The sequence below is a fragment of the Cellulophaga sp. BC115SP genome, from assembly GCF_009905545.1.
Classification (GTDB): Bacteria; Bacteroidota; Bacteroidia; order Cytophagales; family Spirosomataceae; genus Flectobacillus; species Flectobacillus rivi.
Window position 1 is genome coordinate 49225 of sequence record NZ_JAAALB010000039.1, and the last position, 9478, is coordinate 58702.

Sequence of the window (9478 nt, forward strand, 5' to 3'; positions counted from 1 at the left end):
TTAAGAATGACGCTACATTCTCAACTCATCGTTTTGCTTACTTAACCTGAGCCAAATCCATACCACAAGATGGGCATTTTCCAGCTTGAGCATACGTTTTTTCTCCCTCACATTTCATTGGACATTTATAAGCTTTTGTGCTATCGCTGTGTGCTTCTGCATGCTGAGTAGAATCCGCTGCTACAGCTTCTGTTTTTGTTTCTTCTTTCGCAGCTTCTTTTTGTCCACATGATGCCAATCCTGTTGCAAGCATCGCTAATACCAATAGTTTTTTCATGAGTTTGATTTTTAAATTGAGTTTATGAATAAATTTACGTTTATACTAGACTTTCGAAGGAATTTTCCAACGCATTCCTACATACACCATTCTTCCTGTGATAGGTCCCCAGACCATTGAGGCATCAAAGTGTTGACTAAATGGGTTACTAGCGCTCATAATTGGATTACTTTGTCTAAATCCTGTCAGGTTTTCTCCTCCAACATACAGCTCCCAACGATAAAACCCTCTAGTAACTTGGGCGTTGATATTAGAAAAAGCTGGAGCGTAGACTGGCTCAGAATCTATGGTTTGAACATGCTCATGGCTTGCATCAGGAATGCGACGTTTGCCATTCCACTGCCATGTAAGGTCAAATTTCCATTTGTCAAACTTGGTAGCATAGCCCACATTTACAAGAATTCTATCTCGGTTGACAAACATTTTAGGTAGCAAAGCCAATTCTCCTGAGCTTGTCACTATATCGTTTTTCACATCAAATAAGCGATAAGCCAATTTCACATCCATTCGTTTGATGGGCGAATAATTTAGCTCAGCCTGGAAACTATTAGAATAGCTTTTGCCTCGTTGATTATAAAACTTGATATAATAAGCTGACTCCATGTCTACAGTCAATTGATTATTGAAATCGGTACGATAGTAGTCTAAGGTCAAATTGGCATTGCGAGTACCTACTTTAAAGTCATGACTTAAACTTGCGCCATAATTCCATGATTCTTCAGGGCGAATTTGATCGAGTACCAATAGTTGTCTTGAGTTAACTAACATCGCAAAGTTTTCGGCAATAGCATTGGGCATTCTCCAGCCTTTACCTGCGCTTGCTCGCAAGTGTGTGTTGCTCGACAAGTCATATTTTGCATGAATTCTTGGCGTAAAACGATTTCCATAAAGATTATGAAAATCCATGCGTCCACCCAAGACCAACGTGAATTTTTCAGGAATTACATAAGTATATTCACCAAATACACCTGGCACTATTTCATTGCGATGAAAAGCCGAATCTAAATAGCTTTCACGATACGAATCCGCGATAAAACTTGCTCCTACTTTATAAGTGTGATTGGTATTGTCGATGATATTTTGATAAATCAAATTACTGTAAAACGTCTTCTGTAATCCTGTATAACTACGAGATGTCAAACCAAAATACGCATTGGCATCATGTACAGAAGCATTCATAATAAAGCCCAAACCTTTGTAAGGTTTTTCTGGAAAAAGCGCTGCAATCTTCGCAAATGCCTCTACCCTTTTGGTTCTATTGCCAAACTCGTAATAAGGCTTATTGACAAAATCAGCAGCATTTTGTCCTCCTGTTCTATTTTCATACAAGCCTTTTATGCCAAATTGTGCCATCATACGGTCAGACTGATATTTCCAGCGATTGAGTGCAGTAGCCAAACCAAATAACGGCACATCTCTAAACGTATCGTGGTTTTGATCAATCGAAATACTTTGTCCCGAACCGTGCGTCAACAAACCTACCGACCATTTATCATTCAATTTACGAGCGGTATTGATATTCAACTCCCCACGACCAAAAGAATTAATATAGGTATTCACATACAGTTTGTCTGAATCATCAGGTTTTTGGAGCTCTACATTCAATGCTCCAGTCATTGATTCATAGCCATTTACAACCGAACTTGCGCCTTTTGATACATCAATCGAAGAAATCCAAGTACCAGGAATATAGTTTAATCCAAAAGTAGTTGCCAACCCACGAACACTTGGGATATTCTCTACATTGGTTTGTACATAATTACCTGACAAACCCAACATTTGAATTTGTTTAGACCCCGTAATCGCATCCGCATAACTCACAGATACAGAAGCATTTGTCTCAAAACTTTCAGATAAGTTACAACACGCAGCTTTTGCCAATGTTTTGGTATTAATAAACTCTGTTTGTATGGGATTTAGTCGGTCGATATTGGTAGGAGATGAAGTAACCGTTACTTCGTTAAGCTGACCAGCTACTTGCAAAAGTACTTTCACAAATCCAGTGGTGTGTACCATAAGCGTATCAGTTTTATAACCTACAAAACTTACAATAAGCTCATGATTTTCAGGCTTTTTCGAGATAGAAAAATTTCCCTCCGTATCGGTAAGTACACCACTTTTGGCATTGGCCCAGCGCACACTAGCACCAATAAGAGGCTCTAAAGAGTTATCACTTTTTTGCTCATAAACAGCACCTTTTACCACTGTTTGAGCCATGATTGAATAAGAAGAAATAAAGAGCAGGATTACTCCAAGAATTATACTAGGAATCAACCCTTTATAGGTAGTTTTCATAAAATCTTTCATTTTGAGGAAATATAAAAAGTGAGGCATTTTCAAAAATGCACACCTTTAACACACTAATGATATGATCAAAAGTGTAATCTCAAATGAGGAAAGATTGAATTTTAACAAGAATTTGGCGCCCCGAAGGTGGTGGCGCAGGAGAATGGTAATATAAAACAGAAGCCGTTTCGATAGGCAAAATCTCGTTGCGGAAAACCCACATCGGAGGCATTTGGCTTTCCCAAATCAAAGAAACATGGTCAATCGAATCAGTATAGGTATTCTGACTTGATTCTGTTGTTACTTTGGCATGAAAAACCTTATCGTTACAGCATTTGGATTTTTTGTAAGAAGGGGATTTAGTTTGAAATTGCTTTTTTTCTTTAACAGAACAACAACCTCTAACTTTACTCAACGACCATACTTTCTCTCCTTTAATTTTACAATAATGCTCATTCATAGCAAAGCCAGCGCTCGAAAGAAGCACTTGCAAAGCCAAAAACAGGCAAAATATGCGTGAGAGAAAAAGTTTCATATATTACTTTAAATGGAACAATGCATTTATAAAATTGATAAACACAACATGAAGACTATTGGCTATCCATTGAATCAATGAATCGGTTACTTTTTTATCAGAATCATCCGAATCTTGATTTGAATTATTGGAGCTTTCTTTCTTATCCTTGTCCTGCTCCAACTTCAATCTTTCAAGACTCTGACTAGAATCAGCTCTCATTTCTGATTTATGGCGACGATTTTCGAGAACCGTTGTCGGCTCAACCAAACCAAATCCACTACTACTGACCCATACGCCAAGTAGTAAAGTTGAAAGCAAAATTTTATTTTGAGTAGATGTTTTCATACTGAGAAGGTTATCAAGGCTAAAAAGAACGTTACTTCAAATGACATTGCAATTTACAAAACTTCTCGATTCGAAAAAAAGTTTCAAACGTTAATATTTGTTAACCCACTAAAATATAAAATGTTATCTAAAAGAGTCTTGCACCATTAGGAACGTTCCGCTCAACGGTAGTGAGAACGACCTCTCCGTCGCTTTGTTCAAAACCCGTCACCAACACTTCAGAAATAAAGTTGGCTATTTGTCGAGGAGGAAAATTCACCACACAAATCACCTGTCTGCCGATAAGCTCCTCTTTGGTGTAGAGCTTAGTAATCTGAGCAGAAGATTTTTTAATACCAATTTCTTCACCCAAATCTACTTTGAGTTGATAAGCAGGCTTTTTCGCTTTGGGAAAATCCTGCACTTCGATAATAGTCCCCACACGGAGGTCTACTTTTTCAAAATCCTGCCAAGTTATCATTAAATAAATTTCTTGATTCTTGTTAAAAAAAATGCGTAAACGGTCGATGATTGAGTAAACGGTTGACACCTTCCACGGGTTATCTCTTACATTTGTTACAGATTCCTGCACCAAACAGCTACGGAAGTAGTTGATTTTTAGATTATCACGAATATTCTACACTAGTCACGTTTAAACAAATAATATCATGGGTTACAGATGTACCCTTTTACCTTACCCCTGGCAAATTAATAGTTTCATTTTACACAAAAGTTCACTTAAATCTTAAATTTAAAAGAGGCAATTTCAATCGATTTTGCCTCTTTTTTTATTTATTTTTTCAAAATTTCTTTTAAGTCTTCATAAGGAATCTCCAGCTCCGTGACTCCAAAAGCGTAGGCTTTAATTTCATACACATTATACAAAAATTTGAGCCCTTTGGGAGTTAATGTAAAATTATCATTCAGAATAAACTTTGCATTTTCGAAAAAATACCCATGTAAGTCGTCTAATGGCTCATTGGGCTTGAGTTTTTCATTGATTCTAAACTGCTTCTCTGCTATTGCCAGCAATTTTTGGTCAAATCCTTTTTCAAACAAGTCTTCTAGTTTTACTCTTTTCAAGGTTTCACGATTATACACAAAATAGTATTCCATACTGATGGGATGTGCACCGCCTTTAAACCAATTGGTATTGGCCTTGAGCATCAGATAGGTATCTGTCTGACGTTCGACTTTCAAACTTGCTTCCTCTATCCATGGCATCACAAAAAAGCCTCCAGGGTTTTTCTCATTGGCATCTTCCGCATAATTCTTGCCTTCTTCAAGCGTTTGTGCGTATTCTTTAATGAAGGGTTCAGCTAGGTCGTCGACTTTCTTAGCAGGTACAACAGTGGAATCAGAACTATCCTGAAAAATAGCAATCAAATCTGTTTGAATTTGCTGGTCTAATGCTTCATTCTTAAAAAAAGGATACTCAAAACGTACCGTCGCACACAACGAGTCTTCTTTTATACAGTTATCGCTTTTCTTTTCAAACTTTTTTAATTCATACGTTAAAGTATCGCTTGTTGCGGTTTCGAATGAATTGCCTGATTTTTTACAGCTTGCCAAGCCAACAACCAATATTGTAATCCCTAATAAGACTTTTTTCATGGGTATATTTTTTATTTTGAATCCTTTTTGATGGAAATATAAATACCAGAAATAATGATACAGACAATGCCTAGAATAGTAATCGTATCGGGTAGTTTGTCACCCAAAATTGTACCAAGAATCATCGCAAAGACTATACTGCTGTAACTTACTACTCCTACGATTCCAGCTTTTTCGGCTCCTAATGCTAAGGTATTGAAAATTTGTACGCCCATCGCTAAAAGCCCCATGAGCAATACCCAAAACCATTGCATACCTTGTGGCATCACAAATTTCCCTATCATAAAATCCCAGCGATGATCGGTAATCCACTCGCCCAAAATCATAGACACAATACTTGCCACAACACCTGTAAGCATAAAAGACATGACTACCGAACGGGTATCATAATATCGCTTCAGTTCACGGATTGATAAGAAAGATAGTGCTGTAAAAATCGCATAGTTTAATCCTGCCAAATGATGTTGCATTGGTATACGAACATCAGGTTTGAAAATCAATAAAATCCCGACAAACCCTAGTCCAACAGCTGCCCATTGTTTTCGATTGAGTTGCTCGTCTTTGGTTAAGAAATAGGAAAAAATAGCAAGAAATATGGGAAATGCTTGTCCGTAGGTACTCGTTTGAGCTAAACCAATATGCGTAATGCAATAAAATAAGGTGTACAGAGAAATCGTCCCCATAATACCTCGTAAGGTCAGAAGACCAAACCGCCCTCCTACTTGCTGTAAAGGTCGCTTGACGATGGAGGAAATAATAAAAATTAATCCTACAATATTTCGAAAAAACACCAGTTCGACCGAAGGAAATACTTTGCCCAATACCTTTGCTATGGCGCTCATTATGGCAAAACATAAAGAGGACATTAGCATGTATTGAACACCTTTATTTTTCATAAAACTCTATGGGTAATCCATCAGGGTCGGCAAAAAAGAAAAATTCTTTGCCTGTTGTTTCGTCGATACGAACAGGCTCGCATTCGACACCTTTTTGGGTAATTAATTGATGTACTAGTTTAACATCGTCGGTTTCAAAAGCAATATGACGCAAACCAACTGCTTCGGGGCGTGACGGACGTGCTGGAGGATTAGGAAAAGAGAACAGTTCTATTTGATATATACCATTTACTTTCAAATCCAGTTTGTACGAATCTCTTTGTTCACGATAAACCTCTTGTAGAATCTCAAAACCCATGATTTCGGTATAAAACTTTTTCGAAACCTCGTAATTACTACAAATAATGGCGATATGATGAATATGATTGATAGGTAACATGATGGGGATAGTTTAGATAAATGATAAATGATGTTTGTGCAATACATTAACGATATTGATTACAGAAAGGCATTTAAACATAATCGGATATTTCCTTCCTGATAAAGAATCAAACTTTGTATCTTGCAAGCAAAATCATTTTTTCCGTTAACAAACGTATTAAACTATCCATGAGTAAGCAAATAATTTTCACAGAAAAAGCGCCAGCGGCAATCGGTCCTTATTCACAAGCGGTTCTTTCAAACGGTACTTTATATGTATCTGGTCAAATCGCCTTGGCGTTGGTAGAAGCAGGTGCAAGCATCCAAGAAGAAACTAAACAAGTGATGGAAAACTTAAAAGCGATTCTTGAAGCAGCAAATATGACTTTCGAAAACGTGGTAAAGTGTTCGATTTTTGTAAAAGACATGAACAATTTTGCTTTGATAAACGAAGTGTATGGTAGCTATTTTACGGTTAACCCTCCCGCTCGCGAAACTGTTGAGGTAGCTCGTTTACCTAAAGACGTGAACGTTGAGATTTCTTGTATTGCAGTAGCCTAATTGGCATTCGGATATCAGCTTTCTGCTTTCATAGCTCGATTCATCCATGCATAAAGTTGTAATCGAAAATTGTGAAAGCTGCGGATATTGGATATTTCATTTCGGATAGGGGTGTCATTGTTTCTTTTGAGTAATACCCCCCCCTATCCGAAATCCCAAATCTCAAATCCGATATAGCCCTGCTCATGGATGGATTTTTCTTGTTTCCTCTCTTTCTCTGCTATTTTTCCTTTTCCGTACAATATTCACATAAATCTCAATTATCTTTGCAGTCTGAATAAAACCAAGAGATAATGAGTCAAGAAGTAAGAGTTCGATTTGCTCCAAGTCCTACGGGGCCTTTGCATATTGGTGGAGTAAGAACAGCACTGTATAATTATTTATTAGCTAAAAAATTAGGGGGCAAAATGTTGCTCCGTATTGAAGATACAGACCAAAACCGCTTTGTTCCTGGCGCTGAGCAATACATCATTGAGTCGCTTCAATGGTTGGGAATCACTATTGACGAAGGTGTTGGTGTAGGCGGTCCACATGAGCCATATCGCCAATCTGAGCGTTCGGCTATTTATCAAGAACATGCTCAAATCTTATTGGACGCTGGTAAAGCTTATTACGCTTTTGATACGTCTGAAGAATTAGATGCGATGCGTGCTACTTTCGAAAGCCAAGGTTCGGCATTCCAATACAATGCTGTAACTCGTACTCGCTTGAAAAACTCATTGACTTTAACGGAAGAAGAGGTAAAAGCAAAAATCGAAGCAGGCGAACCGTACGTAATTCGTTTGAAAGTACCTGCTAAAGAGGAAATCCGTTTCAAAGATTTAATCCGTGATTGGGTACACGTTCACTCTTCAACCATCGACGATAAAGTTTTGATGAAGTCTGACGGTTTACCAACTTATCACTTGGCAAACGTTGTTGATGACCATTTGATGAATATCACCCACGTAATTCGTGGAGAAGAATGGTTACCTTCGGCGCCATTGCACGTGATGTTGTATCGTGCATTTGGTTGGGAAAACACCATGCCTCAATTTGCTCACCTTCCATTATTGCTTAAGCCAGAAGGCAATGGCAAATTATCAAAACGTGATGCAGAAATCGGCGGTTTCCCAGTATTCCCATTAGAATGGACTAACCCTGAAGGCGTTAAATCAATTGGTTTTAGAGAAGAAGGTTATTTGAAAGAAGCTTTAATCAACTTCTTGGCTTTCTTAGGCTGGAACCCAGGCACCGAACAAGAAATTTTCAGTTTGGAAGAATTGACACAGGCTTTCTCTTTGGAGCGTATCAATAAATCGGGTGCCAAATTTGACATTAATAAAGCAAAATGGTATAACGAGCAGTATTTGCGTCAACAAACTGACGAGGCTTTAGCATCTCAATACTTAACAGACTTTGAAAGTGATAAAGCGGTAAAAATCGTTCATCTGTTCAAAGAGCGTGTAACATTCCCTCAGCAAATTGTTTCAGAAGCTAATGCGCTATTTGTAGCTCCAACAAGTTATGACCAAGCGGTTATTGCTTCAAAATGGAACGACGATGCTAAAAAAGCAATCACTACTTTCAAAGAGGCATTGCCAGCTTTAGAAAATTTTGTAGCCGACGAAATCAAACATACCTTATCTGCCGAATTAGAAAAACTAGGCATTAAAATGGGGAAAGTTATGCAGGCACTTCGTGTGGCTGTTACAGGTGCAGGTGCAGGTCCTGACTTGATGCTTTTGATGGAAATTATCGGCAAAGATGCCGTTATTCAACGCCTTGATACAGCATTGACTACCTTGTAGTTTGCTGCTGATGAAAGCTTGTTTAACACGGTGTTTAGGATTTTTGATTTTGTAGGTAAGTAATAGTTTTTTTACCTTAAATCTTTACTGTTTTATCTCTCAAAGATAAATTAGTAAATAAATGATTAAGTGATTAATTTAGACCTTTGAGAAGTATTTGAGTAATTATTTTCTCACCTCAAAATTTCTAAACTACGTTATGGCAAAGAAAAAAGATAATGCAAAAAATGAACTCCCGAAGGTTCATGACGAACTTGCTGGATTCGATATAACAATCAACTCTTTCGGAGAAATCAATCGAACTGTTGACATCAATAAAATCAATGAGTTTTTGAATAAACACATGGATGATAAAAAGTTAAGAGGTCGTGATGATTTAGAGAAATGAGAATCTGTTAACTAAATTATTTTCTGATGAAAATCGACAAAGAAGCTTTACAGAAGATTGCTCATTTGGCAAGACTCGAAATGCCCGCATCTGCTGAAGATGAAATGATGGGTTCGCTCAACTCTGTGTTGACATGGATGGAAGAACTCAATGAGGTTGACACGGCAGACGTAAAACCTTTAACGCACATGAGCCTTGAGGTAAATGCTTTGCGTGAGGATAAAGTTATACCAAACATCTCTCGTGAACAAGGTTTGAAAAACGCACCAAAACAAGATGGTGAGTATTTTAGAGTTCCGAAGGTAATTGAATGATTTAGCGAATGAGTGATTGTTTTTATCTACAAACAGTTGGTAGAAATACAATACCTTTTGTCTAAAAATTATAATGAAGCTGTTTAAACTTTTCAAAAAACATATTTTATTGATTAATTCTTAGTCTTACTTTTTGTCTTAATACAAAAAG

12 protein-coding genes are annotated in these 9478 nt (G+C 37.5%); 4 read left to right on the forward strand and 8 right to left on the reverse strand.

Features of this window, described 5'->3' with window-relative positions:
* Positions 1-37: 37 nt before the first annotated feature.
* The 8 genes from GVN22_RS27925 to GVN22_RS21305 form a co-directional block, all read right to left on the reverse strand.
* Positions 38-277: a heavy metal-binding domain-containing protein gene (locus GVN22_RS27925; RefSeq protein ID WP_166552992.1), complete on the reverse strand. Its 240-nt coding sequence runs from the start codon at positions 275-277 to the stop codon at positions 38-40.
* Between the two features lie 45 nt (positions 278-322).
* Positions 323-2572: a TonB-dependent receptor gene (locus GVN22_RS21275; RefSeq protein WP_166553025.1), complete on the reverse strand. Its 2250-nt coding sequence runs from the start codon at positions 2570-2572 to the stop codon at positions 323-325.
* 91 nt (positions 2573-2663) lie between these two features.
* Positions 2664-3098: a hypothetical protein gene (locus tag GVN22_RS21280; protein ID WP_166553026.1), complete on the reverse strand. Its 435-nt coding sequence runs from the start codon at positions 3096-3098 to the stop codon at positions 2664-2666.
* Positions 3099-3101: 3 nt separating this feature from the next.
* Complete coding sequence (locus GVN22_RS21285; protein ID WP_166553027.1) at positions 3102-3425, reverse strand: hypothetical protein; 324 nt, start codon at positions 3423-3425, stop codon at positions 3102-3104.
* A 127-nt stretch (positions 3426-3552) separates the two neighbouring features.
* Entirely contained in the window at positions 3553-3885 is a 333-nt protein-coding gene (locus GVN22_RS21290; RefSeq protein ID WP_166553028.1) for a tRNA-binding protein, read from the reverse strand.
* A 311-nt stretch (positions 3886-4196) separates the two neighbouring features.
* Positions 4197-5018, reverse strand: a complete 822-nt coding sequence (locus GVN22_RS21295) for an RsiV family protein (RefSeq protein ID WP_166553029.1) — start codon at positions 5016-5018, stop codon at positions 4197-4199.
* Positions 5019-5029: 11 nt separating this feature from the next.
* Positions 5030-5914, reverse strand: coding sequence for a DMT family transporter (locus GVN22_RS21300; RefSeq protein WP_166553030.1), 885 nt, complete (start codon positions 5912-5914; stop codon positions 5030-5032).
* Positions 5904-6293, reverse strand: coding sequence for a VOC family protein (locus tag GVN22_RS21305; protein WP_166553031.1), 390 nt, complete (start codon positions 6291-6293; stop codon positions 5904-5906). Before GVN22_RS21305 ends, GVN22_RS21300 begins: the two co-directional genes overlap by 11 nt.
* A gap of 170 nt (positions 6294-6463) precedes the next feature.
* Between GVN22_RS21305 and GVN22_RS21310 the strand changes: the two genes are divergently transcribed.
* The 4 genes from GVN22_RS21310 to gatC all read left to right on the forward strand — a co-directional run bounded on the left by GVN22_RS21310 (position 6464) and on the right by gatC (position 9327).
* Positions 6464-6835, forward strand: coding sequence for a Rid family detoxifying hydrolase (locus GVN22_RS21310; protein ID WP_166553032.1), 372 nt, complete (start codon positions 6464-6466; stop codon positions 6833-6835).
* A gap of 293 nt (positions 6836-7128) precedes the next feature.
* Positions 7129-8625, forward strand: a complete 1497-nt coding sequence (gltX, locus tag GVN22_RS21315; protein ID WP_205690989.1) for a glutamate--tRNA ligase — start codon at positions 7129-7131, stop codon at positions 8623-8625.
* A gap of 199 nt (positions 8626-8824) precedes the next feature.
* Positions 8825-9013 carry a hypothetical protein gene (locus GVN22_RS21320; RefSeq protein WP_166553033.1) on the forward strand — a complete coding sequence of 63 codons (189 nt, stop codon included), beginning with the start codon at positions 8825-8827 and terminating at the stop codon, positions 9011-9013.
* Between the two features lie 26 nt (positions 9014-9039).
* Positions 9040-9327: an Asp-tRNA(Asn)/Glu-tRNA(Gln) amidotransferase subunit GatC gene (gene gatC / locus GVN22_RS21325; RefSeq protein WP_166553034.1), complete on the forward strand. Its 288-nt coding sequence runs from the start codon at positions 9040-9042 to the stop codon at positions 9325-9327.
* Positions 9328-9478: the final 151 nt, after the last annotated feature.

Excerpts from the sequence above, each read along its gene's own strand:
- GVN22_RS27925 (WP_166552992.1), bottom strand. The coding sequence starts at position 277 with ATGAAAAAACTATTGGTATTAGCGATGCTTGCAACAGGATTGGCATCA.
- GVN22_RS21275 (WP_166553025.1), bottom strand. The coding sequence starts at position 2,572 with ATGAAAACTACCTATAAAGGGTTGATTCCTAGTATAATTCTTGGAGTA.
- GVN22_RS21280 (WP_166553026.1), bottom strand. The coding sequence starts at position 3,098 with ATGAAACTTTTTCTCTCACGCATATTTTGCCTGTTTTTGGCTTTGCAA.
- GVN22_RS21285 (WP_166553027.1), bottom strand. The coding sequence starts at position 3,425 with ATGAAAACATCTACTCAAAATAAAATTTTGCTTTCAACTTTACTACTT.
- GVN22_RS21290 (WP_166553028.1), bottom strand. The coding sequence starts at position 3,885 with ATGATAACTTGGCAGGATTTTGAAAAAGTAGACCTCCGTGTGGGGACT.
- GVN22_RS21295 (WP_166553029.1), bottom strand. The coding sequence starts at position 5,018 with ATGAAAAAAGTCTTATTAGGGATTACAATATTGGTTGTTGGCTTGGCA.
- GVN22_RS21300 (WP_166553030.1), bottom strand. The coding sequence starts at position 5,914 with ATGAAAAATAAAGGTGTTCAATACATGCTAATGTCCTCTTTATGTTTT.
- GVN22_RS21305 (WP_166553031.1), bottom strand. The coding sequence starts at position 6,293 with ATGTTACCTATCAATCATATTCATCATATCGCCATTATTTGTAGTAAT.
- GVN22_RS21310 (WP_166553032.1), top strand. The coding sequence starts at position 6,464 with ATGAGTAAGCAAATAATTTTCACAGAAAAAGCGCCAGCGGCAATCGGT.
- gltX (WP_205690989.1), top strand. The coding sequence starts at position 7,129 with ATGAGTCAAGAAGTAAGAGTTCGATTTGCTCCAAGTCCTACGGGGCCT.
- GVN22_RS21320 (WP_166553033.1), top strand. The coding sequence starts at position 8,825 with ATGGCAAAGAAAAAAGATAATGCAAAAAATGAACTCCCGAAGGTTCAT.
- gatC (WP_166553034.1), top strand. The coding sequence starts at position 9,040 with ATGAAAATCGACAAAGAAGCTTTACAGAAGATTGCTCATTTGGCAAGA.